General features: G+C 76.9%; 24 protein-coding genes, 3 tRNA genes and 1 other RNA gene. 12 read left to right on the top strand and 16 right to left on the bottom strand.

What is annotated here, in order from left to right:
* Window positions 1-83: 83 nt before the first annotated feature.
* Entirely contained in the window at window positions 84-638 is a 555-nt protein-coding gene (locus tag ITJ85_RS02985; RefSeq protein WP_217914871.1) for a YceI family protein, read from the bottom strand.
* A 261-nt stretch (window positions 639-899) separates the two neighbouring features.
* Between ITJ85_RS02985 and ITJ85_RS02980 the strand changes: the two genes are divergently transcribed.
* Window positions 900-1,076, top strand: coding sequence for a hypothetical protein (locus ITJ85_RS02980; protein ID WP_217914870.1), 177 nt, complete (start codon window positions 900-902; stop codon window positions 1,074-1,076).
* 35 nt (window positions 1,077-1,111) lie between these two features.
* On the opposite strand, the gene ITJ85_RS02975 is transcribed toward ITJ85_RS02980, so the two are convergent.
* The 11 genes from ITJ85_RS02975 to ITJ85_RS02925 form a co-directional block, all read right to left on the bottom strand.
* A complete protein-coding gene (locus ITJ85_RS02975; protein ID WP_217914869.1) occupies window positions 1,112-1,390 on the bottom strand; it encodes a lipopolysaccharide assembly protein LapA domain-containing protein in 279 nt (92 codons plus the stop codon).
* An 8-nt stretch (window positions 1,391-1,398) separates the two neighbouring features.
* Window positions 1,399-2,493: an aminotransferase-like domain-containing protein gene (locus ITJ85_RS02970; protein ID WP_217914868.1), complete on the bottom strand. Its 1,095-nt coding sequence runs from the start codon at window positions 2,491-2,493 to the stop codon at window positions 1,399-1,401.
* A 45-nt stretch (window positions 2,494-2,538) separates the two neighbouring features.
* Window positions 2,539-4,419: a hypothetical protein gene (locus ITJ85_RS02965; RefSeq protein ID WP_217914867.1), complete on the bottom strand. Its 1,881-nt coding sequence runs from the start codon at window positions 4,417-4,419 to the stop codon at window positions 2,539-2,541.
* Between the two features lie 228 nt (window positions 4,420-4,647).
* Complete coding sequence (locus ITJ85_RS02960) at window positions 4,648-5,655, bottom strand: aspartate-semialdehyde dehydrogenase (protein ID WP_217914866.1); 1,008 nt, start codon at window positions 5,653-5,655, stop codon at window positions 4,648-4,650.
* Window positions 5,648-6,889 (bottom strand): aspartate kinase, encoded by a 1,242-nt coding sequence (locus ITJ85_RS02955; RefSeq protein ID WP_425517101.1) that lies wholly within the window; start codon window positions 6,887-6,889, stop codon window positions 5,648-5,650. The genes ITJ85_RS02960 and ITJ85_RS02955 overlap by 8 nt, the downstream gene beginning before the upstream one ends.
* An 89-nt stretch (window positions 6,890-6,978) precedes the next feature.
* Window positions 6,979-7,776, bottom strand: a complete 798-nt coding sequence (locus tag ITJ85_RS02950) for a CorA family divalent cation transporter (protein WP_217914864.1) — start codon at window positions 7,774-7,776, stop codon at window positions 6,979-6,981.
* Window positions 7,773-8,363, bottom strand: coding sequence for a recombination mediator RecR (gene recR / locus ITJ85_RS02945; RefSeq protein WP_217914863.1), 591 nt, complete (start codon window positions 8,361-8,363; stop codon window positions 7,773-7,775). Before recR ends, ITJ85_RS02950 begins: the two co-directional genes overlap by 4 nt.
* A 19-nt stretch (window positions 8,364-8,382) precedes the next feature.
* Window positions 8,383-8,709 (bottom strand): YbaB/EbfC family nucleoid-associated protein, encoded by a 327-nt coding sequence (locus ITJ85_RS02940; protein WP_217914862.1) that lies wholly within the window; start codon window positions 8,707-8,709, stop codon window positions 8,383-8,385.
* A complete protein-coding gene (gene dnaX, locus ITJ85_RS02935) occupies window positions 8,709-10,490 on the bottom strand; it encodes a DNA polymerase III subunit gamma/tau (protein ID WP_217914861.1) in 1,782 nt (593 codons plus the stop codon). The genes ITJ85_RS02940 and dnaX overlap by 1 nt, the downstream gene beginning before the upstream one ends.
* A 33-nt stretch (window positions 10,491-10,523) precedes the next feature.
* Window positions 10,524-10,789: signal recognition particle sRNA large type (gene ffs, locus ITJ85_RS02930), an RNA gene on the bottom strand.
* Between the two features lie 64 nt (window positions 10,790-10,853).
* Window positions 10,854-11,144 (bottom strand): hypothetical protein, encoded by a 291-nt coding sequence (locus ITJ85_RS02925; protein WP_217914860.1) that lies wholly within the window; start codon window positions 11,142-11,144, stop codon window positions 10,854-10,856.
* 95 nt (window positions 11,145-11,239) lie between these two features.
* On the opposite strand from ITJ85_RS02925, the gene ITJ85_RS02920 reads away from it, so the two are divergent.
* The 7 genes from ITJ85_RS02920 to ITJ85_RS02890 all read left to right on the top strand — a co-directional run bounded on the left by ITJ85_RS02920 (window position 11,240) and on the right by ITJ85_RS02890 (window position 19,341).
* Window positions 11,240-13,033, top strand: coding sequence for a hypothetical protein (locus ITJ85_RS02920; protein WP_217914859.1), 1,794 nt, complete (start codon window positions 11,240-11,242; stop codon window positions 13,031-13,033).
* Window positions 13,034-13,052: 19 nt separating this feature from the next.
* A complete protein-coding gene (locus ITJ85_RS02915; protein ID WP_217914858.1) occupies window positions 13,053-14,006 on the top strand; it encodes an aldo/keto reductase in 954 nt (317 codons plus the stop codon).
* A 3-nt stretch (window positions 14,007-14,009) separates the two neighbouring features.
* Window positions 14,010-14,696: an ATP-binding cassette domain-containing protein gene (locus ITJ85_RS02910; protein ID WP_217914857.1), complete on the top strand. Its 687-nt coding sequence runs from the start codon at window positions 14,010-14,012 to the stop codon at window positions 14,694-14,696.
* On the top strand, window positions 14,683-15,465 hold the full coding sequence (locus ITJ85_RS02905; RefSeq protein ID WP_217914856.1) for an ABC transporter permease: 783 nt from the start codon (window positions 14,683-14,685) through the stop codon (window positions 15,463-15,465). The genes ITJ85_RS02910 and ITJ85_RS02905 overlap by 14 nt, the downstream gene beginning before the upstream one ends.
* A 123-nt stretch (window positions 15,466-15,588) precedes the next feature.
* Window positions 15,589-16,551, top strand: a complete 963-nt coding sequence (locus ITJ85_RS02900) for a LysR family transcriptional regulator (RefSeq protein WP_217914855.1) — start codon at window positions 15,589-15,591, stop codon at window positions 16,549-16,551.
* A 65-nt stretch (window positions 16,552-16,616) separates the two neighbouring features.
* A complete protein-coding gene (locus ITJ85_RS02895; protein ID WP_217914854.1) occupies window positions 16,617-17,819 on the top strand; it encodes a hypothetical protein in 1,203 nt (400 codons plus the stop codon).
* A gap of 88 nt (window positions 17,820-17,907) precedes the next feature.
* Window positions 17,908-19,341, top strand: a complete 1,434-nt coding sequence (locus ITJ85_RS02890) for a serine/threonine-protein kinase (protein ID WP_217914853.1) — start codon at window positions 17,908-17,910, stop codon at window positions 19,339-19,341.
* Between the two features lie 38 nt (window positions 19,342-19,379).
* Here the strand turns inward: ITJ85_RS02890 and ITJ85_RS02885 are convergent.
* Window positions 19,380-19,451: transfer RNA gene (locus ITJ85_RS02885), tRNA-Val, on the bottom strand.
* 238 nt (window positions 19,452-19,689) lie between these two features.
* Between ITJ85_RS02885 and ITJ85_RS02880 the strand changes: the two genes are divergently transcribed.
* A complete protein-coding gene (locus tag ITJ85_RS02880; RefSeq protein WP_217914852.1) occupies window positions 19,690-20,976 on the top strand; it encodes a DUF2254 domain-containing protein in 1,287 nt (428 codons plus the stop codon).
* A gap of 31 nt (window positions 20,977-21,007) precedes the next feature.
* Here ITJ85_RS02880 and ITJ85_RS02875 read toward each other — a convergent pair whose 3' ends face one another.
* Entirely contained in the window at window positions 21,008-22,192 is a 1,185-nt protein-coding gene (locus tag ITJ85_RS02875) for a PP2C family protein-serine/threonine phosphatase (RefSeq protein ID WP_217914851.1), read from the bottom strand.
* An 85-nt stretch (window positions 22,193-22,277) separates the two neighbouring features.
* On the opposite strand from ITJ85_RS02875, the gene ITJ85_RS02870 reads away from it, so the two are divergent.
* Window positions 22,278-23,279 (top strand): RNA polymerase subunit sigma-70, encoded by a 1,002-nt coding sequence (locus tag ITJ85_RS02870; protein ID WP_217914850.1) that lies wholly within the window; start codon window positions 22,278-22,280, stop codon window positions 23,277-23,279.
* Between the two features lie 61 nt (window positions 23,280-23,340).
* Window positions 23,341-23,988, top strand: a complete 648-nt coding sequence (locus ITJ85_RS02865; RefSeq protein WP_217914849.1) for a dihydrofolate reductase family protein — start codon at window positions 23,341-23,343, stop codon at window positions 23,986-23,988.
* Window positions 23,989-24,049: 61 nt separating this feature from the next.
* Here the strand turns inward: ITJ85_RS02865 and ITJ85_RS02860 are convergent.
* A tRNA-Ser gene (locus tag ITJ85_RS02860) sits at window positions 24,050-24,138 on the bottom strand.
* Between the two features lie 91 nt (window positions 24,139-24,229).
* Here ITJ85_RS02860 and ITJ85_RS02855 point away from each other — a divergent pair.
* Window positions 24,230-24,318: transfer RNA gene (locus tag ITJ85_RS02855), tRNA-Ser, on the top strand.
* 31 nt (window positions 24,319-24,349) lie between these two features.
* Here ITJ85_RS02855 and ITJ85_RS02850 read toward each other — a convergent pair.
* Window positions 24,350-25,027 (bottom strand): hypothetical protein, encoded by a 678-nt coding sequence (locus tag ITJ85_RS02850; protein ID WP_217914848.1) that lies wholly within the window; start codon window positions 25,025-25,027, stop codon window positions 24,350-24,352.
* Window positions 25,028-25,103: the final 76 nt, after the last annotated feature.

Below are 25,103 nucleotides of genomic sequence, written 5' to 3'. Positions count from 1 at the left end.
CGCGCCCCCGGGGGTCCCGCCGCGCGCGGGGCCCCCGGTGCGCGAGCGGGGCGGCCCCCGGCGCGACGCGCCGTACCCGCCCGCTACGCGGCCTGCTTGACCAGCGAGACGTCGATGGACATCTTGACCTTGTCGCCGACCAGCATGTTGCCGCTGCCAAGCGCCTGGTTGAAGCGCATGCCGTAGTCGTCGCGCGAGATCTGACCGCGCAGCTCGATGCCGACGCGCTCGTTGCCCCACGGGTCGACGTCGGCGCCGAGGACGTCGCCGGTGAGCACCACGTCGTTGGTGACGCCGTTGATCGTGAGGCGGCCCTCGACGCGGATGGAGTCCTCGTCGGGCTGCGTCACCGACGTGGACACGAGGGTGAACCGCGGGTGGGCCTCGGCGTTGAAGAAGTCCGCCGAGCGGAGGTGCTCGTCGCGCTGCGGCTCCTTGGTGTCGACCGAGGCGGCCTGGACGGTCGCGTCCACCGCGAGGACGCCGGTCTCGCCGGCGGTGAGCGCGCCCTCGAACTCGGTGAACTCGCCGCGGACGGTCGCGATGCCCATGTGCTTGACGGCGAAGCCGACGGTGGAGTGGCTCGGGTCGATGGACCAGGTACCGGGGGTGATGACGGTGGTGGCGGTGGTGCTCATCGGACGTCTCCTCGTTGCGGGCGGGGCGGTGGGATGTTCATTGTGTCCTCAAGTATAGCCGTCGTGCTTGCGTGCGCAAGTACGTCATCCGAGGGCACCGCCACGCACCGCGGTGACCGCTCCGGCCCCTCTCGGGCCAGGCGCGCGCCGGCCTCGGCGCCCCCGGCCCGACGACGCCCGGGGCGGCGCGGGGTCCCGCCCCTCGGCCGCGGCGCGGGTGACGTCGGCAGGACGCCGCCCGTGGCCGGCGAATGCCCGGCCATGACCATCATCTGGCTCATCGTGTGGTTCGTCGCGGATCGCATCGGCGACCGCGAGCCGCTCCTGTTCGACCCGGTCAACGTGTGGACCGGGCTCCTGCTGGCGGCCATCGCGCTCGACCTGGGCGCCGCGCACGCCACGAGCTCCGCGCGGGGCGGCGGGCGCGGGAAGGGCTGACGCCCGCCCGTGGGGCGGGCGGCGCCGGGGGACGGTCAGTCCTTCGAGAAGCGCCGCCGCACGAGGCGGCCGACGACGCCGCCCGCCACGGCGCCGACGACGGCCGACATGACGATCACCCAGATCAGGGAGACGTCGGCCGAGAAGAACACGAACGAGACCCGGACCTCGTCGCTGTTCTCGATCACGAAGATCAGCAGGATGCTGACGACGAGGACCAGCGCGCCGATGAGGGCGAGCTGGCGCACCTGCCGCTCGTCGAGGCCGTCGCGTCCGTCCGGCGGGCGCCGCTCCGGAAGGTCGTCCCCCGCCACGGCCCCGCCTAGGAGGTGACGGCGGCGGCGCTGAACACCGCGCCGAGCCGCTCCATGCCCTCCTCGATCTCCGCCGGCGAGACGCCGCTGTACGCGAGCCGCAGCGTGCGCTCGCCGCCGCCCAGCACGCAGTCGCTGCCCTTGACGTAGGCGATGCCCGCCGCCGCGGCCGGCTCGAACAGCTCGTCGGCCGACAGCCCCTCCGGGAGGGTCAGCCAGCAGAAGAAGCCGCCCTGCGGCGGGACGTACGCCGTGCCCTCCGGCATGTGGCGCATGCCGGCCGACATCGCGTCGCGCCGCTCGCGCATGAGCTCGGTGACGTGCGCGATGTTGGGCTCCAGCCGGTCCGTGACGATGAGCTGGTGGATCGCGGCCTCGGAGAGGAGCGCCGGCGAGATGTAGGTGCGCGAGGCGGCGGCTGCCAGATCGCCGGCGATCTCCGGCGGCGACACCAGGTAGCCCACCCGCAGGCCGGGGGCGACGGTCTTGGAGAACGACGAGGTGAAGATGACGCGGCCGGGGGGCGCGATCCGCCAGATGCCCGGCAGGTCCTCGCCCTCGAAGCGCAGCCGCCCGTACGGGTCGTCTTCGACGATGAGGATGTCGTACTCCTCGCAGACCTCGACCAGGCGCGCGCGCCGCTCCGCCGAGAGCGTGGCGCCCGAGGGGTTCTGGAAGTTGGGGATGGTGTAGAGCAGCCGGGGCGTGCGGCCGGCGGCGCACGAGGCGGCGAGCGCCTCCACGTCCATGCCGTCGCCGTCGAGCGGGATCGGCAGCACGTCCATGCCGTGCAGCTTGAGCTGCAGCAGGGCGCGGTCGTACGTCGGGCTCTCGACCGCCACCACGTCACCCGGGCGCAGGTGGCTCTCGAGCAGGAACACGAAGCCCTGCAGCGAGCCGTTCGTGATGAGCACCTGGCCCGGCTCGGCGCCGTGCCAGGAGGCGAGCACCTCGCGCAGCGGCGGATAGCCGTTGCCGGTCCCGTAGGAGAGGATGCGCGTCGCGTCCGCCTCCAGCGCCAGACGCGTGCACTCGGCGATCAGGTCGCCGGACAGGGCGTCGGGGTGGGGGGCGCCGCGCGCGAAGGAGATCGTCGTCGGCACGCGCGGGAGTCTAGAGGATGCCGGGCCCGCCCGGCCTGCAGCGGCTCAGCGGCGCGGCCGCGCCCGGGCGACGCAGAAGTTGCTGATGCCGAGCGGGGTGCGGGAGAACTTCTTGCCGACGAACGGCCAGACGCGCCAGATGTAGCAGGCGCCGGGCGTCGTGCGCGCCGCGGGCAGCCGCAGCTTGCGCCCGCGCGGGAACGCGCTGTGCACCTTGCGCACGACGGGCGCCGCGCCGCCGGCCCTTCGGACGACCCGGAAGAGCTGGACGTTGTAGAGCGTGGCCCCGCGCGGGCCGCCCTTCCAGGTGAGCAGCGGCCGGCGCGTGCGCACGGTGGCGCCGGCCTTCGGGCGGAGCTTCGCCGCGTTGCGCCGCGGCAGGGCGGTGGCCCGCCGCACGGGCCCGGCCGCCACCGCCGCCGGCGCGACGGTGAACGACTCGACCGCGGGCGCGGACGCGTTCCCGGCGGGGTCCGTCTGCAGCACGCGGAAGGTGTACGCGCCGGCCGGCAGGGCGCCGAGCGTCGCCGACGTGCCCGGCGTGTCGGTCGGCGGCTGGACGACCGCGTCGCCCGCCCCCGTCACCCACCAGCGCGAGTGCGCGCCCTCCTCCGCGACCCAGGTGTAGACCGGCGCCCCGGCGGTCGGCCGGCCCGTGATGGACGGCGGCGCGGGCGCCACGGTGTCGACCGTGAAGTCGCGCGTCGCGTCCGCGCTCACGACGCCGACGCCGGACGCCTGGTTGACGCGGAAGACGTAGTCGCCGTCGGGCAGCGCCGGGATCGCCGCCCGGGTGCCGGTGCCGCTGTGGAGCACCTCGGTGTCGTCCTCGCGCACGACGGTCAGGTCCCACGAGAACGCGCCGCCGCCGGCGCCCTGCCACTCGAACACCGGCGCGGTGACCCGGGTGAAGCCCTCGGGGCCGGCCGTGATCACCGGCGCGGGCGGGACGGTCGGGTCGATGGTGAACGACCGCTTGCCGGAGGTGTTGACGTTGCCGGCGCGGTCGATCGAGCGGACGTACCAGGTCACCTTGAACATCGTTGCGATCGGCGCCCCGGCCGTGCGCGCCGAGCGGAACTCGTTGCGCCCGGCCACGTGCGGCACGCTGGCGACCATGCGCGGGACGCGCAGGGGCTCCTCGACCCAGACCTCGTAGCGGTCGACGCCGGAGGTGTCGTTGCCGGCGCGGCTCCACCGGAACTCCGGCTCGGCGCCCATGCGCGCGTCGGACGACGGGAACCGCGGCTGCCCCGGGGTCGGCGCCAGGGCGTCGAACCTGATCGGATCGAACGCGAAGGCCGCGCCGTGCCCCGCGTTGTCCACCGCGGTTCCCCGGATCACCAGCCGCGGGCTCTGGATGTTGCGATCCGGGAAGTCCTGGTCGCGCGCGGCCCGTGCCGTGTCGAACACCTCCGGCGAGCGGGGGCACGACCGGACGCCCGACCCGCCGGGGTCGGCGCATGTCCAGCGGACGGTCGCGCTGGTGTACCAGCCCTCGAGCCCGTTGGGCCGCGCCGGGCTGAGCACGCCGCTGATGGTGGGCGCCGTCAGGTCGACGCGCACGGCGCGCGTGGCCGGGCCGCTCTCGGTGCCGGGCACCTCCGCCCCGCCGGCGTCGGTCTCGTAGGCGACCACCGAGAAGGTGTGCCGGCCCTCCGGGAGGGCCACGGTCGCCGTTCCGGCGGCGGTCGTGCCGGACTGGCCGGCGACGCTCCAGCGGTAGCCCACCCCGTTGCCCTCGGCGGGCGGCGTGGACGGCGCGCCCCAGGTGAAGGTGACGCTCGCCGATCCCGACACCTCGGGGGCGCTCGGGGTGCCCGGCGGCCCGATGGCGGCGGCGGGCCCGCTCAGCGCGAGCGCGCACGCGGCGGCGGCGGCGCTGCAGGCCGCGGTCCACGCGAGGCGCTTGGCTCGGAAGGGCATCTCGGCGGGGCCAGTCTACGAACGGGGGGCGGCGCGCCCGGCCGGTCGACCGGCATCGTCAACGTGCGTTGCGTCGCCCGCAACGGCGGCGGCGTGGCGCGTTCCGGGCCTCATCCGCGCGACAGTCCCACACGGCGCGCCCCCGGCGTACCTCGGCCGAGGTATAGGAATCGCCCGCCCGGCCTCCCCCCTCGGGGGGGCCGGGGTGCGAAACCTCCCGAATCCTGCCTAGAGCCAGCCGCGGGTGACGAGCGACTCCGCGATCTGCACGGCGTTCGTGGCGGCGCCCTTGCGCAGGTTGTCGCTCGAGAGCCACAGCGCCAGGCCTCGCGGGTGCGAGGCGTCCTCGCGGATGCGGCCCACCAGCACGTCGTCGCGCCCGTGCGCCTCGCGGGGCATCGGGTAGCGGTTGAGCTGCGGCTCGTCCACCAGCACCACGCCCGGCGCGCCCATCAGCAGCTCGCGCGCGCGCTCGGCCGTGATCTTCTCGGTCGTCTCGATCTGGATGGCGGCCGAGTGGGCCTGGACCACCGGCACCCGCACGCAGGTGGCGCTGACGCGCAGGTCGGGCAGGCCCAGCATCTTGCGCGTCTCGTCGGCGACCTTGCGCTCCTCGCCGGTGTAGCCGGTCGCGTCGAAGGCGTCGATGTGCGGCAGCACATTGAAGGCGATGGGGTGCGGGTAGACCGACGGCTCCGGCTCGTCGCCGGCGAGGTGGCCGCGCGACTGGGCCAGCAGCTCCTCGACCGCCGCCGCGCCGGTGCCGCTGACCGACTGGTAGCTCGCCACGATCAGGCGCTCGAGGCCCACGGCGTCGGCGAGCGGCTTGAGCGCCACCACCAGCGGCGCGGCCACGCAGTTGGGGTTCGCCACGATCCCCGAGTGGCCCTCGAGGGCGGACTCGTTGACCTCCGGCACGACCAGCGGGACGGCCGGATCCATGCGGTACGCGCTCGAGTTGTCGATCACGACGGCGCCGGCCTCCACGGCCGCCGGCGCGAACTGCTTCGACCGCGCGCCGCCCGCCGAGAAGAGCGCGATCTGGATGCCCTCGAACGCGTCCTCGGTGAGCCGGCGCACCGTGCGCGGCTGCCCGAGGTAGTCGAGCCGGCGCCCCTCGCTGCGCTCGGAGGCCAGCGGCCGCAGCTCCGTGACGGGGAAGCCGCGCTCCTCCAGCACGCGCAGCATGGTGCCCCCCACGGCGCCGGTGGCGCCGACGACGGCGACGTTAAACATCGGCCCTCCTGGCGGCCTCCGAGGCGAGGTCGAACGCGTCGTGCAGCGCGCGCACCGCCCGCTCCACCTCGCGGCGGTCGATCACCACCGTGATGCGGATCGTGCTCGTGTCGATCATCTGCAGGTTGATCCCCTCGTCGGCGAGCACGCGGAACATCTTCGCCGCGATGCCCGGCTCGGACTTCATCCCGGCCCCGATCAGGGTGACCTTGCCGATCTGGTCGTCGGAGCTCACCTCACGGTAGCCCAGCTCGCCGCGCATGGCATCGAGCGTCTCGAGGGCGGGCCGCAGCTCGTCGAGCGGCACCGTGAAGGTCACGTCCGCGCCGCCGCCGACGGCCTGGTTCTGGATGATGGTGTCGACGTTCAGGTTGCGGTCCGCGAGCGCGGTGAAGATGTGCGCCGCGACGCCCGGCCGGTCCTCCACGCCGGTCACCATCACCTTCGCCTCGTCGCTGCGGTGCGACAGGCCGGTGACGATCGCGTTCTCCATGTCGGGGGTCTCCTTCGTGATCCAGGTGCCCTCCTCGGGGAGGAAGGAGGACCGGACGTGCAGCGGGACGTCGTGGCGCCGGGCGAACTCGACGGCGCGCAGCGCCAGCACCTTCGAGCCGGTGGCGGCCATCTCGAGCATCTCCTCGTGGCTCACGAGGGCCAGCTTGCGCGCGCCCGGCTCGACGCGCGGGTCGGCGGTGAAGACGCCGGTCACGTCGGTGTAGATCTCGCAGACGTCGGCGTCGAGCGCCGCCGCCAGCGCGACCGCCGTCGTGTCGGACCCGCCGCGCCCGAGCGTGGTGACGTTGCGGCCGCCCGTCGAGACGCCCTGGAACCCGGCCACGAGCACGATGCTGCCGCCGTCGAGCGCCTCCCGGAGGCGCTCGCTGCGGATCTCCATGATCTTGGCCTTCGTGTGCGAGTCGTCGGTGACGATGCCCGCCTGGGACCCCGTGAACGAGATCGCGCTGTGCCCCAGATCCTGCAGCGCCATCGCCATGAGGGCGCACGAGATGCGCTCGCCGGTCGACAGGAGCATGTCCATCTCGCGCGGGTCGGGCCGGTCCGAGATCTCGTAGGCCAGCTCGACCAGGCCGTCGGTCGTCTTGCCGCGTGCGGACACCACCGCGACGACGTCGTCGCCGGCCTCCCGGGCCGCCGCGATGCGCCGCGCGACGTTCTTGATCTTCTCCGCGTCGGCGACAGAGCTGCCGCCGAACTTCATCGTCCTGAGGCCGATGGCCGTCCTCCTCCCGCTCCGTCGAGGGCAGCGAGGGATGGTAGCGGTCGGCTCCGCACCCGGAGCCCCCCGGACGGGGGTGCCGGAGGCTAGACCCAGCCCCCGCGCCGGAGCAGCGCGAGCAGCGCCGCGACCGCCGCGACGGGGAGGACGAGGCCGAGGGAGGCGAACCACCAGGGTCCGCCGATGTGATCCACCAGCCAGGGGAAGTTCTGGCCGAAGAAGCCGGTCAGGAACGTGAGCGGCAGGAAGACGACCGCCACGACCGTCAGGCGCCCCACGAGCTCGTTCTGGCGATCCGCGGCGATGTCGTGCAGCGCCTCGCGGATCGCCTCCAGCTCGGTGACGACCTGCGCGGCGCGCCCGTACGAGTCCCGCACGCGCCGGCGGGCGGACGCGTCCGCGGCCACGACGTCCTCCGACGCGAGCCGGCCGATCACGTCCTGCTGCAGCAGCGTCACGCGGCGCAGCGGCGTGACGGCGGCGCGGATGCGGGCGATGTCACCGCGCTCCCGCCGATCCGCGAGGCGCTCCACCCGGTCGCTCAGCTCGCCGGCGCGGCCCACGAGGGTCGTGAGCACGGCCTCGACCACGTCCGCGAGGTCCCGGGCGGCACCCGCCGGGGCCGCCGGCGGCTCGTCGAGCGGGGGGCCGGCGGCGGGCCGCACCGTGAGCAGGGCGTCGCCGCGCAGGTGGCATCGCACCTCGTGCAGCGCGCCGTCCGGGGCGACGCCGACCAGCACGACGTCGAGGCCGTCGTCCAGCCGGCGCAGGCGCGGCAGCTCCGGATCGGCCTCGGGCTCGGCCGGCGGCGGCGCCATCCCGAGCCGCGCGGCGGCCTCCGCCACCTCGCCGGCCGCCGGTGCGACGAGGTCGACGCGGCTCACAGGTCGCGGCGGCCGAGCAACGCACGCCCGAGCGTCAGCTCGTCGGCGTGCTCCAGGTCGGCGCCGACGGGCAGGCCGCTCGCCAGGCGGGTCACCCGCACCCGCCCGCGCACGAGGTCGGCGAGGTGGAGCGCGGTGGCCTCGCCCGACATCGTCGGGTTGGTGGCGATGACCAGCTCCTCCACCCCGTCGGCGTCGATGCGCGCCACCAGCTCGTCGATGCGCAGGTCCTCGGGGTCGACGCCGTCGATCGGCGACAGCGCGCCGCCGAGCACGTGGTAGCGGCCGCGGTACTCGTTGGTGCGCTCGATCGGCAGGATCGCCGACGGCTCCTCCACCGCGCACAGCAGCCGCGGGTCGCGGCGCGGGTCGGCGCAGATCGGGCACAGCTCGGCCTCGGCGAACGAGAAGCACACCGCGCAGGGCCGCAGGCGCTCGGTCATCTCGACGAGCGCGCCGGCCAGGGCGCGGGCGCGCTCGGGCGGCGCCTTCATCATGTGGAAGGCGAGCCGCTGCGCGCTGCGCGGGCCGATGCCCGGCAGGCGGGCCAGCTCGGCCACCAGCCGCTCGATGGAGGGCGTGAGCACGCGGCGGGCGGGGGGCGGCCTACAGGCCGGGCAGGCCCAGGCCGGAGAGGCCGCCGGCGACCGGGCCGAGCCGGTCCTGCGCGAGCTGCTGGGCGGCGCGCATGGCCTCGTTGACCGCGGCCACCACGACGTCCTGCAGCATCTCGACGTCCTCGGGGTCGACGATCGACGGGTCGATCGTGACCTCGAGCAGCTCCAGGCCGCCGCTGACGCGGGCCGTGACGGCGCCGCCGCCGGCCGAGGCGGTGACGGACTCCTCCTGCAGCTGCTGCTGCACGCGGGCCATCTCCTCCTGCATCTTCTGCATCTGCTTGAGCATCTTCTGGGGGTTCATGCCGTGGGCCATCATCGTCCTCCTGGGTCGGTGCGGTCGCCGCCCTCCTCGACGGCCCCGAACATCGTCTTCAGCTCCTCGAAGAGCGTGTCGCCGTCGATCTGGCGGGGCGCGCGCTGCGGCCGCTCGGGCTCGGGCGCGGCGCCCGGGGTGAACTCCACGGCCAGCCGCCGCCCCGACACGGTGGCGATCGCCCCGCGCACGCGCTCGCGGTGCTCCTGGCGGCTCAGCATGTCGGCGCGCACGGTGCTGGTGACGCCGACCTCGATGCGCTCGTCGTCGACCGCCACCGGCGCGGAGCCGTCGAGGAAGCCCCGCGTGGACGGCGCCTCCCGCTCGAGCACCTCGAGGATCTGCGACCAGAGGCGCGCGAAGTGGTCGAGGTCGGCCGGCGTCGGCTCGTGGACCGGGCCGGGGGGCGCCGGCGGCGGCGGGGCGGCGGCCTCGTGCTCGGGGCCCGGGTCGGCGTCGAGGTCGGCCCCGGCGCCCGGCGCCGCGGTGGGGTCCGGGGCGGCGGGCGCGGACGGCGGAGCCGGGGCGGACGGCGGAGCCGCGGCCGCCGGCGCGTCCGCGCGGGCGGCCGGCGCCGGGGCGGCCGGGGTGGCCGCGGGCGCGGGGCGGGCCGGCGCGGGACGGCCGGCCTCGAGCGCCTCCAGGCGCGCGGCCAGGGCGGCCGTGCTCGGGTCGAGGGCCGGGCGGCTGAGGCGCGCGGCCACCAGCTCGAGCTGCAGCCGGGGGTCGGCGCCGCCGTGGCGGATGCGCACCTGGGCGTCGGCGAGCAGGTCCAGCCCGCGCACCACCTGGGCGTCGGCGAGCTGGTTGGCCTGGGCCTGCAGGCGCGCGATCTCCTCGGGGGCGAAGGCCCACTCGTCGCGGGGCCGCGCGCCCTGCTGGAGCAGGCACACGAAGCGCAGGTGGGTCACGAGCCCGCGCATGGCCTGCTCGGGGTCGACCGGCCCGTCGAGCATCTCCTGCAGCAGCTCGAAGGCGCCCGCGGCCTCCCCCGAGGCCATCAGGTCGACGAGCTCGAAGATCGTCTCGCGGGCCACCGCGCCGAGCAGCTCGAGCGCGTCCGACGCGTCCACCCGGCCGCCCGCGTAGGTGGAGATCTGGTCGAGCAGGCCCAGCGCGTCGCGGTACGAGCCGTCGGCGGCGCGGGCGAGGATGTCGAGCGCCGACTCGGAGGTCTCGATGCCCTCCGCGCGGGCCACCCGCTCGAGCACCTTGACCAGCGCGGGCACCCCCGGCTTGCGCAGCACGTAGTGCTGCAGGCGCGAGCGGATGGTGCCGAGGATGTCCCACGGGTGGGTCGTGCAGAGGATCACCACGAGGTGCGGTGGCGGCTCCTCGAGCGTCTTCAGCAGCGCGCTGGAGGCGTCGGCCGTGATCTGGTGGGCCTCGTCCATGATCGTGATGCGGTACCGGCACGCCACCGGCGCGTAGCGCACGGTCTCGAGCCACTCGCGCATCTCGTCGATGCGGCGGGCGCTGGAGGCGGCGTCGACCTCGACCACGTCGAGCCAGTCGTCGTGGCCGGTGCGCCGGCAGGACTCGCACGTGCCGCACGGCTGCGGGGTCGGGCCGGGGCTCGACTGGCAGTTGAGGCAGCGCGCGAGGATGCGCGCGGTCGTCGTCTTGCCGGTGCCGCGCGGCCCCGAGAACAGGTAGCCCTGGGCCGGCCGCCCGGCGCGCAGGGCGTTGCCCAGCGCCCTGGCGACGTGGTCCTGGCCGACCATGTCCGCGAAGACCGCGGGGCGGTGGCGGTTGTAGAGGCTCGCCCCGGGCTCGCTCATCCGGTCCTACCTGATGCGTTCAAAGATGTGTGACCGTGCACCCGTCGTCGATGCGCGATTCCGAGGTGAGCCCCGGGCCGCCGGCTCCGGCGAGGTTGCCCCACTGCGCGTGGACGGGGCCGCTTAAGGCTGCTTCCTTCCGGACCTGACCTGGTTCGCGGTCGCCCACCGAATGGGACCTCGCCCTCAACGCTGCATTGCCCGGAGCCGATCCACGGGATCGGCCCCTCGGACGGGAATTGAGCCCCGCTGTAGCGGATTGCGGGTACAGGGCACCGCTAGCTCCCCGCCTAGCACGGTCACCCGGCGAGGATAGTCCACCGGTGCGGTCCGCGCGAGCGGCGCCCGGCGCCGCGCCCCGCGTCAGCGGTCGCGACGGCGGCCGAACGGCAGCCGCGGGCCCAGGCGCTCGCCGCGCCGCCGGGCCGCGCCGGCGCCGAAGATCGCCGCCACCCCGGCGCCGATCATCGCCATCGTGATCGCGAGGTAGGCCCAGCCGCGCACGCCGCTCTCGCGCCCGGCCAGCTCGAAGATGAGCCACATGATCGAGCCCCACGCGGCGCCGAGCACCGCGCCGGCCAGCACGATCGCGACGCGCGAGGGCGCCCGCTGGGCGGGCGCGGCGGGCTCGCGCGTGCGCTTCGGCTTCGCCATGGGCGGGAACTCTACGCGAGCGCCGCCCTCCCCAGCGGGGAGCGACGGACCTGTGCCGCGCGGCGCGCCCCCCGCACACGACACAGGAGACCCCCGTGCCCCCACGCACCCGCCTCCCGCGGCGCCTCGGACCACGCCGCCACCCGACCCTCGCGGTCGTCGGCCTGGCCGCCCTGGCCGTCGCCCCCGCGACCGCCCTCGCCAGCCACGAGCAGGGCGGCCAGCTCGACGCGCGCATCACCGCCGACGGCCGCCTGCAGGCGACGCTCGAGTACCTCACCACGGGCGCCTGCACCGTCGGCTCCCCGGCCTCGGTCCCCGGCCTCACGATCACCAGCCCCTCCGCGGCCAGCGCGACGCCGTCACCAACCTCGGTGACCTTCTCGCGCTGCATCGCGGGCAGCACGACCGCGCGCGCCGTCTATGACGTGGACCTGGCCACGGTGTTCAGCGGCGCCGCGGCGGACGGTCCCTACGACCTCGTCTTCAGCAGCTGCTGCCGTGTGGGCGGCATCACGAACGCCGCCGGCAGCAACACGCGGTTCGACGCGAGGATCACCAAGACGGCCGGCCAGGCGAGCGCGACGCCGCAGCTCGGCCCGGGCAGCGCGCCGAACATCCCGATCGGCGACCCGTTCCTCCAGTCGATCGGGGCGACCGACCCCGACGGCGGCGCGATCACCTACGCCTCCCAGGCGGGCCAGCCGGCCGGCCCCACCACCGACGTCGTCACCATCTCGCCGTCGGGCGAGGTCTCCATCCCCGCCGCGACCACGGCCGGCTTCGCCGACGGCGAGACCTTCGTCTACAAGGTCCGGGTGAGCGACCCGGAGGGCAACTACGCCGAGCGCGACGTGCTGCTTCGCGCCACCTCGAACCGGGCACCCGCGCTGACCGGCCTCGCCGCCGAGTACGCCGTCGCCCCGGGGACGACCCGGGAGATCGCCGTCGAGGCGGCCGACCCGAACGGCGACGACGTGGTCACCATCTCGGCCACCGGCCTGCCGGCGTGGGCGACCCTCCAGGCGACGCCCGGCACCCCGGGCCGCGCGACGCTGCGCCTGGCGCCGCCCGCCGACGCCGCCGGCGCGGCCGCCACGATCGCGCTCGACGCCGTCGATGACGACCCGGTCGCTCCGCTGGTGGCCACGGCGACGACGCGCGTCGTCGTGGCCGTGCCGCCCCCGGCGCCCGCCCCGCCCGCCCCGCCCGCCCCGCCGGCGCCCGTCGCGGAGCCCGTGGTCCGGCCGGTGCAGCGCGGACCGGAGGTGGGGGCCCGGCTGCGGCTGCCCGAGCCCGGCCGGTACACGTTCATCCTCGTGGCGCCCGACGGCGACCGGGTGCGGATGCAGCCGGGCAGCCGGGTGGGCGCGCGCACGCTGCGGCGCGCCCTGAGCGCCCCGGTCCTCACCACCAGCCGGCCCGGCGAGGTCGTGCGGCTGGCCGCCCGCCTCGGCGCCGTGCCCGCCGGGCTGACGCTGCGCATCGTTCGCCGCGCCGCCGACGGCACGCTCTCCGAGATCGAGCTCCCGGCCTCGCAGGCGCCCGGGGGCGACGCCCCGGTGCGCGAGGAGGTCCGCCTCGCGCCGCGGTCCGGCGGCCTCACCGCACGGCTGCGCCTGGTCGACGAGGGCCGGTACACGTTCATCCTGCTCGACCGGTCGGGCGACCGGGTGCGCATGCAGCGCGGCAGCCGCGTCGGGCCCAGGGTGCTGCGCGGCCGCTTCAGCGCGCCGGTGCTGCGAACGAGCACGCCGGCCAGGGTCGTGCGGCTGGCCGCCCGCCTGGCGCGCTCGGCCCCGCGCGACCTGCGCCTGCGGATCGTCCACACGGCGCCCGACGGCACGCGCTCGTCGGTGACCCTGCCGGCCGCCCGGCCGCGCCGGTGAGCGCGTAGCCTTGTCCCCGGTGCCCGAGCGACGCCCCTTCGGCCGCAGCGGCCTCGAGATCTCGCCGATCACCCTCGGCGGGAACGTCTTCGGCTGGAGCGCCGACGAGGACGCGTCGTTCGCAGTGCTCGACGCCTACGTGGAGGCGGGCGGCAACGCCGTGGACACCGCCAACACGTACTCGGCGTGGGTGCCCGGCAACCGCGGCGGCGAGTCGGAGGTCATCATCGGCCGCTGGCTCGCCGCCCGCGGGGGACCCGGCGACGTGGTCGTGGCGACGAAGGTCGGCATGGCCGGCGGCGAGCAGCCGGCCGGCCTCGGCCGCGACCGCATCCTGCGGGCCGCCGAGGGCTCCCTCGAGCGGCTGGGCGTGGAGCGGATCGCCCTGTACTACGCCCACGAGGACGACCCGGCGACGCCGCTGGAGGAGACGCTGGGCGCGTTCGACGAGCTGGTGCGCCAGGGCCTGGTCGGCGCGATCGCCGCCTCCAACTACTCCGGCCCGCGCCTGGCGGAGGCGCTCGCCGTCAGCGAGCGCGAGGGCCTCGTGCGGTTCGAGGGCCTGCAGCAGCGCTTCAACCTGCTGAGCCGGGACGACCTCGAGCCCGGCGCGGGCGACGTCTGCCGGCGCGAGGGGCTCGGGATCGCCGCCTACTCCTCCCTCGCCCGCGGCTTCCTGTCCGGCAAGTACCGGCGGGGCCGCCCGCTGCCCGCCAGCGCCCGCGCGGCCGGCGTGGCGGCGTCGTACCTGGACGACCGGGGCTTCGCCGCCCTCGAGGCCGTCGACGCCGTCGCCGCGGCCCACGGGGCGACGCCGTCGCAGGTGGCCCTGGCCTGGATCCTCGCCCGGCCGGGCATGACGACCGCCCTCGCCGGGGCGAACACGCCCGGGCAGGTGCGCGAGCTGATGGGCGCCCTCGACCTGCGCCTGACCGGCGACGAGCTGGCGCGCCTGGACGACGCGGGCGGATAGCCGGTGGCGACCCCGCCGCCGTTGTTCGCCTTCGACGGCGTCGGCGTGGAGACGGCCGAGGGCGCGCTGCTCGACCGGGTCGACGCCGAGCTGCCCGACGGCGGCGTGAGCGTGGTGCTCGGGCCCTCCGGCTCGGGGAAGTCGACCCTGCTGCGCCTGTGCAACCGCCTGGAGGCGCCGACGCGCGGGCGGGTGACGTTCCGGGGCGCCGACGTCGCGGCGCTCGACCCGCTCGCCCACCGGCGCCGGGTGGGGATGGTGTTCCAGCAGCCGACGCCGTTCGGCGGCACGGTGCGCGACAACCTGCTCGCCGCCGCGCCGGAGGCGGGCGACGACGCCCTCGGCCGGGCCCTCGAGCGGGCCCACCTCGGCCGCGGCTTCCTCGACCGCCGCGCCGGCGAGCTGTCGGGTGGCGAGTCGCAGCGCGCCTGCCTGGCGCGCGCCCTCGCCGCCGGGCCGGAGGTGCTGCTCATGGACGAGCCGACCTCGGCGCTCGACGAGGCGGCCCGCCTGGCCCTGGAGGGCCTCGCCCGTGAGCTGGCCGGCGACGGCGTGCCGGTCGTCTGGGTGACCCACGACCTCGACCAGGCCGCCCGCCTGGCCGACTGGGTGCTCGTGCTGGAGGCGGGCCGCGCCGTCCTGTGCGGCCCGGCCGCCGCGTGGTCCGGGGGGCGGGATGGCCGAGGGTGACGTCGGCGCCCTGGGCGTCGCCGCGGCGCTCGTGCTGGTGGCGCTGGCCGTCGCGATCTCCGTGCGCGGCGGCCTGGGGCTGGAGCGCAGCCTCGTCTGGGCGTCGGCGCGCGCGCTCGTGCAGCTGCTGCTGGTGGGCCTGGCGCTGGCCGTGGTCATCGACCCCGGCCGGCCGATCGCGCTCTCGTGGGCCTGGGTGGCGGCGATGGTGCTGTTCGCGGCCGACGTCGCGCGCCGCCGCGCGCCCGAGGTGCCGGGGCTCATGCCGCTGGCGGGCGCCGCGTTCGCCGCCACCCTGGCCGTCGCGCTCGGCACGGTCTTCGGGCTGGGCGTCTTCCCGATGGAGGGCCGCACCGTCGTACCGATCGCCGGGCTCGTGGTGGGCAACTCCATGAACGCGACCGTGCTGGCCGCGCGGCGCATCGTGGAGGAGCTGCGCGACAAGCGGCTCGAGGTGGAGGCGCGCCTGGCGCTGGGGCACCCCGGCCCGCGCGCCGCCAGGCCGTACGTGCGGGCCGCGCTGCGCACCGCCCTCGTGCCGCAGATCGAGACGACGAAGGCGGTCGGCATCGTCTTCCTGCCCGGCGCGATGACGGGCCTCATCCTGGCGGGGGTCGAGCCGGTGGACGCCGTGCTCGTGCAGGTGGTGGTGATGTACCTGGTGCTGGGCTCCACGGCGATCGCGACGTCGGTCATCGCGGTCGGGCTCGTGCGTCGCCTGTTCACGCCCGACCACCGGCTCATCCGCCTCCCGCGCCCGGCCGGCTGACGGATCCGGCGTCCCGAACCGCCGGAATCACCCGCCCGGCTTGCGGCGGCCGCCGCCGCGCGGCGATGCTGCCCCGGGCGGCATGAGGGGGCCGACGATGGACGGCACGTGGGGACCGGGCACGTGACGCGGATACGAGGCACGGCGGGCGGCGGGGCGAGCCCGACGGGCAACGAGCTGCGCGGCTTCGTCCCGCTCGCCGAGGAGCTGCACTTCGGCCGGGCCGCCGACCGTCTGGGCGTGGCGCAGTCGTCGCTGTCGGAGACCATCCGCCGCCTGGAGGGGAAGCTCGACGCGGTGCTGTTCGAGCGCACCTCGCGCCGCGTGGAGCCCTCGGCCGCCGGGCGGCGGCTGCTGCCGATGGCCCGCGAGGCGCTCGCGGCGATGTCGGCCATGCAGGAGCTCGACGTGCGGCCCGCCGAGGCGGCGCGCACCTCGCCCTCGCCGCTGCGGATCGGCATCGAGGTGCCCGGCGTCAACGAGCTGACCGGCCCGCTGCTGCAGGCCCTGCGCCGGCGACACCCGGCCACGCCGATCGCCGTGCACGAGTTCTCGTGCGCCCACGGCTTCTTCGACCACGACCTCGACGTCGCGATCGTGCGCACGCCGGTCATCGACGAGCGCCTCGAGGTGCACCCGCTCGCGAGCCAGGACCGCGCCTTCATCCTCCCGGCCGGCCACCCCGCGGCCGACGCCGACCGGCTGTCGGTGCTCGACCTGCAGGACGAGCCGTTCGTGGCCCTCGACGAGCGCGCGCCAGTCGCGCGCGCCTACTGGCTGGCCCTGGAGCGCTGGGGCGGCGAGCTGCCGCGGGTCGGCGCGCGCGCCTTCACCGCGACCGAGATCCAGGTCGGCGTGCAGCACCTCGGCGCGGTGGCGATCGGCCTGTCCGCGCCCCGCGACCAGGGCGCGATGACGGTCGTCGAGGCCGCCGACCTGTCGCCGAACACGGTCGCGCTCGCCGTCCGCGCCGACGACGGACGGCCGATCGTCGAGGACGTCGTGCGGCTGGCCGGCGACCTCGTCCCCCGGCTCGCGCACCTGGCGCCTGAGCTCACGCCCCTGGAGGCGCTCGAGCCGGCCTGAGGGGCCGCGCCGCCCGCTTGACCCGGCGCGCGGCGCCGTGGTCGACTCGCCGCCAGGCGATCGGGATGACGGCCGACTGGGATCGGGCGGGACCGTCGGGCCGCCGCGCGGGCGGGCGGGAGGCGCGCGCGCCCGCGTGGGACGGCGCCGGCGACGCGGCGGCCGCCCGCCTGCGCGCGCTGGGCGGGGCCGCCGGCAACCGGGCCGTCGCGGCGCGGCTCGCGCGCGCCCCGGCCGAGGCGCCACCGGTCGCAGGGCCGCCCGCGCCGGCGCCGCCGAGCCCGGTCACCGGCGCCGGCGCCGTCCGGGTGGTGGGCCCGCCGGCGCCCACCCGCGTGGAGGGCGCGGAGCGGCTCACCGACGTGGACGTCGGCTCCGGCGCGCGCGAGGTGACCGTCACCTTCCTCGTCGGCCGCGACGTGCACCTGAAGGGCCGCGAGGGGTCGGCGATCGACTGGCTCCACGAGCCGGGCGTGACCGTCACGGCGACCCCCGGCCGGGTGCCCCGGCAGGTGATCGAGGCCGCCGTCGCCGCCATGAACCTGCACCTCCGGGCACACGGGACCGACCTCGTCGAGGTGGCCGTCTCGCCGCAGGTCGCCGTCGACCACGAGGGCCGGCCCTCGGCCGGGGCCCAGCTCCAGGTCGAGGTGGCGGTCACCTCGACGTTCTCGCTGACGGCGGCGACCGGCATCAGCGCCGGCCCGCGCGGCGGCGGGCCGGAGGACGACTCGGTGCCGCTGGCGCCCGAGCGCTCGGCGGTGGACCTGACCTGGTCGCCCATGTCGATCGCCGCGGTGTTCGCGCTCCCCGAGCCGGGCGGCCCGCGCGGCGCGCCCGAGGGCCCCGGCCACGACTACGCCAGGGACATGGAGGACGGCAGGGCCGGCGCCTGGGTCGCCGCGCAGCTCCGCCCCGACGAGCTCGGCCCGATCGACGCCACCACGCTCGTCGACGACCTGATCGGCGCCATGCGCGCCGCGCACGGCGCCGAGGCGGCGCTCGTCATGCGCCTCGGCGCCATGCCGGTGGCCGAGATCCCGCCCGGCGTCGTCCGCGCCCTCGCCCGCGCCGCGAGCCTCGTGGTGCGGGCCAAGCCGTCGCTCGGCCGCCTGAGCGCCGTGCGCGTCGACATGCGCCACATCCCGCCCGGGTCCGACCGCGAGACCTCACTGCGATGGTTCACGATCCCGGTCGCTGGCGAGGCCGTCGTGACCGCGCCGGCCGCGCCGGCGCCCGCGGCGCCGCGCACCTGGGGCGCGCCGTAGGCCCGGCCCCGGGCGCGGCGGAGGTGTCCGCCCGGCCGCGCGCGGGCAGGTCCCCTGGGCGGCCGCCCGGACGGGCGGCCGCCCCACCATGTCCGACGAGCCATCCCACGACCCGGGCGCCCTCCCGGCCCGCTATCGCGACCCGGTCCTGATCGCGACCGGCGGGATGGGGTCGGTCCACCGCGCCCACGACGACCGGCTGGGACGGACCGTGGCGGTCAAGGTGCAGTCGCCCGCGCTGGCCGCGGACCCCGCGTTCCGCCGACGGTTCCGCCGTGAGGCGACCGCCGCGGCGCGCATCCACCACCCGCACGTCGCCACCGTCTACGACGTCGGCACGCACGAGGGGCTGCCCTACCTGGTGATGGAGTTCGTGCCGGGCGGGACCCTCGGCGAGCGCATGGCGCGCGGCCGGCCGCCGCGCGCGCAGGCGCTCCGATGGATCGCCCAGACGGCCGACGCGCTCGACGCGGCCCACGCCGCCGGCGTGGTGCACCGCGACGTCAAGCCCGCGAACCTCCTCCTCGACGCCCGGGAGCGGGTGAAGGTCGTGGACTTCGGCATCGCCCGGGTGCTGGAGGACACCGGGGGGACCCTCACCGCCGCCGGCACCGTGCTCGGCAGCTCGGGCTACGCGTCGCCGGAGCAGGCGCAGGGGCTGCCCGCGACCGCGGCGAGCGACGTCTACTCGCTCGCCGCCGTGGCGTTCGAGCTGCTCGCCGGCGAGCCGCCCTACGCGGGGCGCACCGGCATCGCCGCGCTCTGGGCGCACGTGCACGAGCCGCCGCCCGACGCGGCCGCCCGCGCTCCGGAGCTGCCGCCCGCCGTCGCCGCCGTGCTCGCGCGCGGGCTCGCGAAGGACCCGGCCGACCGCCATCCGAGCGCCGGCGCGCTCGCCGACGACCTGGCCGCGGCGTGCGCCGCGCGGACGGGCGAGCCGACGGCGGTGATGCCGCCACCCCCCTCGACCGCCGCACGCGGGGGCGCCGCCCGGCCGCGCCGCGGAGCGGCGGTCGCGGCCGTCGCCGCCGTCGTGGCCGTCGCCGCGGGCGCCGGCGCCGCCGTGATCGCGACGACGGGCGGCGACGGCGACCGGCCCGCCCAGCGGCCCGCCGCCGCGGCGACGGTGGTCCGCACCGCGGTGGCGCCGCCGCGGACCGTCGTCGAGACCGTGACCGAGGCGGCGGCCCCCTCGCCGGCGCCGGCGCCCGCCCCCGACGCCGCCGGCGCGCCGGCGCCCGGCCCGGCCGACGCGGTCGCCCTCACCGACCGCTCCACGGCCGCGCTGGAGGACGGCGACGCCGCCGGTGGCCTCGCCCTGGCCGAGCAGGCGCTCAGGGGCCTCGCCGGCAGCGGCGACCCCTACGAGGGCAACGCGAGCTACAACGCCGGCAGGGCGCTCATCGACCTCGGCCGCTGCGACGAGGCCGTCCCCCGCCTCGAGCGCGCCGTCGCCGTGGGCGGCAGCGACTGGCAGATGGGCGTGCGGCGCGCCGCGCTGCGGGAGGCGCGCGCCTGCTGAACGGCCGAGGGCCCCGCATCCGCGGGGCCCTCGTGAGGTGGGCAGTACTGGGATCGAACCAGTGACCCCTCGCGTGTGAGGCGAGTGCTCTCCCGCTGAGCTAACTGCCCGGGAACCGCGGCATCGCGCGGTTCTCGTACGTCCATCCTACCCGCCCGCCGGCCGGGTGGGTCCCGTCGACCGGTCGGACGCCCCCGATGGTAGCGGGGACGCCGCCGCGCAGGAAGCGGCGGGGCGCGTGGCCCCCGCGGGCCTGGGGTACTGAGGGGCCATGGACGTCCGGCCACGGCGGGCGCCGGCCGCCCGCACCCGGCGTCGCCGGGTCGCCCCCGGCCGCGCCCGAGCCGCGTGAGGGGCGCCGGCGCGGGCGCGGGGCGCCTGCGGCGGATGCTCGACGACCTGCGCGAGCGACTCTGGGTGTGGCCCACCGCGCTCGGCGTGGTCGCCGTCGCGGCCGCCGAGCTGCTCGTGCGCCTCGACCGGCGGCTCGACGAGGAGAACGCCCGCCCGCTCTGGGTCTTCAGCGGCACGGCCGCGGCGGCCCGCGAGGTGCTCTCGACGGTCGCGGCCGCCACCATGACCGTGCTCGGGGTGACGCTCTCGATCACCCTGGCGGTGCTCGCCCTCACCGCGCAGGGGTACTCGCCGCGCACGCTGCGCCGGTTCATGCGCGACCGCCTCATCCAGGCGGTGATCGGCGGGTTCGTCGGCACCTTCGTGTTCGCCCTGGTCGCCCTCCGCCTCGTGCGCGAGGACGAGGTGCCGGGCATCACCGTGAACGTCGCCGTGGCGCTGGGCTTCGTGGCGCTCGGCCTGCTGGTGGCCTTCTTCCACCACATGGCGTCGGAGATCCGCGTCGAGCGCCTGATCGACGTGGTCTGGGAGGAGACGCGGGACGCGATCTCGGCGACCCTGACCGACGCGCACACGGGGGCGGAGGACGCCCGCCCCCCGGCCAGCCCGCTCGTCGCCGAGGCGCGCGCCGGCGGGACCGGACGGGTGCGCTGGATCGACGAGGACGCGATCGCCGCGGTCGCGCGCGCCTGCGGGGGTGCCGCGGTCGTCACGCCGGCGCCCGGCGACTTCGTGGCCGCGGGGGAGGTGGTGGTGCGCCTCGTCGGCGGGCGGGCGCCCGCGCCGGGCGATCTCGAGCGACTGGCGGGCGCCGTCGTGCTCGGCACGCAGCGCACGATCGCGCAGGACGTGGCGTTCGGGCTGCGCCAGCTCACCGACGTGGGGCTCCGCGCGCTGTCGCCGGGCATCAACGACCCGACGACGGCGGAGGAGGCGATCATGCGGTCCGCCGACCTGCTCCGGCGGGTCTCCGGCCGGCGCCTCGGCAGGACCGTCCGCGACGACGGCGGCCGCGTGCTGCTGGTGCGACCGCGGCCGACCTGGGACGAGCTCGTGGGGCTCGCCTTCGACCAGCACGTCCGCGCGGCGGAGGGCCAGGCGGACACGGCCACGATGCTCGTGCTGCTCGACGCGCTCGGACGGGTGGCCGCCGCGACGCACGCGCCGGATCGCCTCCCCGCGCTGCGCGAGCGGGCCGAGGCCGTGCGCGACGCCGCGCGCAGGGTGGTGACCGACGCCGATCTCGCCCGCGTCGAGGCGGCCGCCGCGCCGCTCGCCTGAGCCCCTCGCCGCCCCGGCCGGGGGCGGCCGCTCAGCCCGCGCCGGCGGGGTCCGCCGCCCGCACGACCACCACCGCGACGTCGTCGCGCAGCCGTCCGCCCGAGAAGCGGAGCGCCGCCGCCTCCAGCCGCCGGGCGATCTCGTCCGCCGGCGCGCCGGCCACCTCGGCGAGCGCCCGGGCGACCCCCTCGGGCCCGAGCTCGGCCCGCCGCCGGCGCGCCTCGCTGACGCCGTCGGTGTGGAGGACGAGCGCGTCGCCGGGCTCCAGGTCGAAGTGCGCGTCGGTGAACCGGGGCGAGTGCATCACGCCCAGCAGGCCGCCCGACGCACCGACCGGCTCGACGGCGCCGGCGCGGCGCACCACGAGCGGGTGGGGGTGGCCGGCGCGCGAGCACACCACGCGGGCGCCGTCGCCGTGCGGGGTCACCCGGGCCAGGGCCGCGGTGATGAACCTGGCGTCGCGGCGGCGGCCGACCAGGGCCTCGTTGACCGCCTCGAACAGCGCGGCCGGCCCCTCGCAGCGGGGCGCCAGGGCGCGGATGGTCCACCGCGCCTCCGCGGTGACCGCGGCCGCGGCCGGGCCCTTGCCGCAGACGTCGCCGATCACCACCACCCAGTCGTCGCCGTCCGCGAAGACGTCGTAGAAGTCGCCCCCCACGCTGACGCCCTCGCCCTCGGGCCGGTAGCGGGCGGCGAGCTCCAGCCCCGCGATCGACGGCAGCTCAGCCGGCATCAGGCTCGCCTGCAGCGTCTGGGCGATGCTCCGGTGGCGCTCCTCCGAGCGGTGCCGGGCCGTGATGTCCTCGTGGGTCACCACCACCCGCACGCCCCCGGCGCCGGTGAAGCGCGCGGCGCGGGCGATGAACCAGCGCTCGGCGTCGGGCGAGTGGCACGGGTACTCGATCACGTAGCGCTCGCGGCGCCCCTCGAGCATCTCCCGCAGCGCCACGGCGAAGCCGCGCGCCTCGACCCCGCCCTCGGACGCGGGGTCGGCCGCCGCGCAGGCCGACAGGTAGCTCTGGCCCAGGAAGTCGCGGCCGGCGGCGTCGTTGCGCGCGCCGAACCGGCGCCATGCGCGGTTCACCATGATGATGCGGCCGGCGTCGTCCAGGATCGCCAGCTCGCTGGCGAGCGCGTCGATCGTCTGCTGCGCGAGCAGGCGATCGTCGTCGCCCCCCGCGGCGACCGCCGGCGTGGTGGCCCTGCTCACCTCCACCCGCGGCGGACGCTCGCCCTCACGTCGGCGACCGTACAGGCGCGCGGCGCGGCCCGCCCGGGCCGCGGGCGGCGATACTCGCGGCATGCCGGAACCATCCACCGTGGGCGACGCCGCGTTCGCCGCGCTCCTCGAGCGCCACCGCCGCGCCCTGGAGGTGCACTGCTACCGCATGCTCGGGTCGCTCGAGGACGCGGAGGACCTGGTGCAGGAGACGTTCCTGCGCGCCTGGCGGGCCCGCGCCGGCTTCGCGGCCGACGGGCGCGGCGCGACCGGCGCCTGGCTGCACCGCATCGCGACCAACGCCTGCCTCGACGCGCTGCGCGGCAGGCCGCGCCGGGTGATGCCGGAGGACCTCGCGCCCGCCGGCGACCCGACCCGGCCGCCGCCCGGGCCGGCCGACCTGCCCTGGCTGCAGCCCTACCCCGACCGGCTCATCGACCTCGCCGCCCCCGCCGAGGACGAGCCCGGGGCGGCGGCCGTGGCGCGGGAGACGATCGAGCTGGCCTTCATCGCCGCCATCCAGCACCTGCCCCCGCGGCAGCGGGCGGTTCTGATCCTGCGCGACGTGCTCGCCTGGCCGGCGCGGGACGTGGCCGGGCTGCTCGACGCCAGCGTGCCGGCGGTCAACAGCGCGCTGCAGCGGGCGCGCGACACGCTGCGCGAGCGGCTCGGGCCGCGGACGCAGTGGGCCCGCTCGTCGCCGGAGCGCCCGGAGGAGCGCGAGCTGCTGCGCCGCTACGTCGAGGCCCACGAGCGCGCCGACGCCGGCGCGCTGGCCGCGCTGCTGCGCGAGGAGGCGCGCCTCACGATGCCGCCGCACCCCGTCTGGTTCGCGGGGCGCGAGGCGATCATGGCGGCGATGCAGGCGGGGTTCGACCCGGCGTTCGGGCGGCTGCGGACGGTGGCCACCGCGGCGAACCGCCAGCCGGCCGCCGCCCACTACCTGCGCGCGCCCGGCGACGACGCGCACCGGGCCCTCGCCCTCGACGTGCTGCGCATCGAGGGCGGCCGCGTCGCGGTGATCACCACGTTCGCGCTCCCCGCGCTCTTCACCGCGTTCGGCCTGCCGCAGGTCCTCCGATGAGCTCCCGGGCCTCCGCTCGTTGTACGTGGTGGACCGACACACCACACCGGGAGCACGCCCCATGCGCGCACTGACCGTGAACACCTTCCTGTCCCTCGACGGCGTCATGCAGGCGCCGGGCGGACCGCACGAGGACCCGCGCGGCGGCTTCGCCGTCGGCGGGTGGGCCGTCCCCTACTTCGACGAGGCCATGATGCGGCTGGTCGAGGAGGCCGCCCCGTACGAGCTGCTGCTCGGGCGCGGCACCTACGAGATCTTCGCCGCCCACTGGCCGTACGACGAGGGCCCGATCGCGGACCACCTCAACGCCACCCGCAAGCACGTGGCCTCGCGCACCCTCGCGCGCGTCGAGTGGGCCAACTCCACGCTCATCCGGGGCGACGTGGCCGCGTACGTCGCGGGGTTGAAGCGCGCCGACGGGCCCGAGATCCAGGTGCACGGGAGCCCCGGCCTGCTGCAGACGCTGCTGCGGCACGACCTGATCGACCGGTTCCGGCTCTGGACGTTCCCGGTGGTGACCGGCCCGGGCGCGCGCCTGTTCGGCGACGGCGCCGTGCCCGCCGCCTTGCGGCTCACCGACAGCAGGGTCTCGGCGACCGGGGTGGTGATCGCCGACTACGAGCGCGCCGGCCGGCTGGAGCCCGGATCGATGGACTTCGACGAGCCGACCGCCGCGGAGCTCGAGCGCAGGCGGCGCCTGCGGGGCTGACCGGGGCGCGGCCGGCGGCGCCCGTCGCGCGTCCGGCGCGACGGGGCGCCACAGCGCTCAGCGGAGAGGGAGGGATTTGAACCCTCGAGGCGAGAGATCCCGCCTACGCGATTTCCAGTCGCGCTCCTTCGGCCGCTCGGACACCTCTCCCGGCGGGCGATCGTAGCGCACGACCCCCGCGCCGGTGGGCGGCGGCCCGCACGCGCGGGCCGCCGCCCGCCCGGCTGGTACCCTGCCGCGCGGAGGGGTGGCAGAGCGGTCGAATGCGGCGGTCTCGAAAACCGTTATCCGTCGTTCGGCGGATCGGGGGTTCAAATCCCCCCCCCTCCGTTCTCCGCTCGCTCGCCCCGCCGTGGCGGCGTCAGCCCGGGCCCCGCGGCGGGAGGCGCTCCCGCACGCGCAGCGAGAGCGCGATGAGCGCGATCGCCCCGGCCCAGATGCCGCCCACGTAGAGGAACCACGGCTCCCACGAGCCGGGCTCGCTGTCGCCGCTGAAGCGCTCGAAGGCGCCGTTGTCCTGCCACTCGATCAGCGCCCAGAGCGGCGTCACGATCACCATCCCGAGCGCCCAGGCGGCGACGTGGAACCGCACGCGGCGCAGGCGCTCCAGGCGCCGCAGCGCGCGCAGCCGGCTCGCGTCGCCCCCGCCGCCGGCGCCGGCCGCCGTCAGGCGCCGGGCCTCCGGATCGACCTCGGCCGCGGTGACGGGCCGGTCGAGGCGCACGCGCAGGGCCATGATCCCGACGACCATGCTCCAGGTCCCCACCCCCAGCGCCCACAGCGTCGGGTTCCACTGGCCGTCCTCCCCCTCGTGGCCGAAGCGCTCGAGGGCGCCGTTCGCCCGCCACTGGCTCGTCACCCAGAGCGCCGTCAGGAGCGCGCTTCCCACGGCCCACGCCACGAGGTTCGCCCGCAGCCTGCGCACGCGGCCCGCGTGCAGCTCCGCCGCGTCGCGCAGCGCCGCCTCGACGCCGCCCGCCGACGCCCCCTGCGCCCGCCCGGCGCGGTGTCGATTGAGCTCGATGCGCGGGGTGCGCATGACGCCACCTCCCTCGGTCGTCCGAGCCTCGGCCCCGGCGCCCGCCGGACCATCCGGGGCGGCGCTGATCCGCGCT

The organism is Miltoncostaea marina, from assembly GCF_018141525.1.
In the GTDB taxonomy this organism is placed as follows: Bacteria; Actinomycetota; Thermoleophilia; order Miltoncostaeales; family Miltoncostaeaceae; genus Miltoncostaea; species Miltoncostaea marina.
The sequence above is the reverse complement of the archived record's forward strand: the minus strand, read 5'-3'. Positions and strand labels throughout refer to the sequence as shown.

What these genes read in the sequence shown, in the direction of transcription:
- ITJ85_RS02980 (WP_217914870.1), top strand. Translation starts at nt 900, where the DNA reads ATGACCATCATCTGGCTCATCGTGTGGTTCGTCGCGGATCGCATCGGC.
- ITJ85_RS02940 (WP_217914862.1), bottom strand. Translation starts at nt 8,709, where the DNA reads ATGGCCCACGGCATGAACCCCCAGAAGATGCTCAAGCAGATGCAGAAG.
- ITJ85_RS02865 (WP_217914849.1), top strand. Translation starts at nt 23,341, where the DNA reads ATGCGCGCACTGACCGTGAACACCTTCCTGTCCCTCGACGGCGTCATG.
- ITJ85_RS02925 (WP_217914860.1), bottom strand. Translation starts at nt 11,144, where the DNA reads ATGGCGAAGCCGAAGCGCACGCGCGAGCCCGCCGCGCCCGCCCAGCGG.
- ITJ85_RS02850 (WP_217914848.1), bottom strand. Translation starts at nt 25,027, where the DNA reads ATGCGCACCCCGCGCATCGAGCTCAATCGACACCGCGCCGGGCGGGCG.
- ITJ85_RS02895 (WP_217914854.1), top strand. Translation starts at nt 16,617, where the DNA reads ATGACGGCCGACTGGGATCGGGCGGGACCGTCGGGCCGCCGCGCGGGC.
- ITJ85_RS02965 (WP_217914867.1), bottom strand. Translation starts at nt 4,419, where the DNA reads ATGCCCTTCCGAGCCAAGCGCCTCGCGTGGACCGCGGCCTGCAGCGCC.
- ITJ85_RS02890 (WP_217914853.1), top strand. Translation starts at nt 17,908, where the DNA reads ATGTCCGACGAGCCATCCCACGACCCGGGCGCCCTCCCGGCCCGCTAT.
- ITJ85_RS02985 (WP_217914871.1), bottom strand. Translation starts at nt 638, where the DNA reads ATGAGCACCACCGCCACCACCGTCATCACCCCCGGTACCTGGTCCATC.
- ITJ85_RS02870 (WP_217914850.1), top strand. Translation starts at nt 22,278, where the DNA reads ATGCCGGAACCATCCACCGTGGGCGACGCCGCGTTCGCCGCGCTCCTC.
- ITJ85_RS02905 (WP_217914856.1), top strand. Translation starts at nt 14,683, where the DNA reads ATGGCCGAGGGTGACGTCGGCGCCCTGGGCGTCGCCGCGGCGCTCGTG.
- dnaX (WP_217914861.1), bottom strand. Translation starts at nt 10,490, where the DNA reads ATGAGCGAGCCCGGGGCGAGCCTCTACAACCGCCACCGCCCCGCGGTC.
- ITJ85_RS02960 (WP_217914866.1), bottom strand. Translation starts at nt 5,655, where the DNA reads ATGTTTAACGTCGCCGTCGTCGGCGCCACCGGCGCCGTGGGGGGCACC.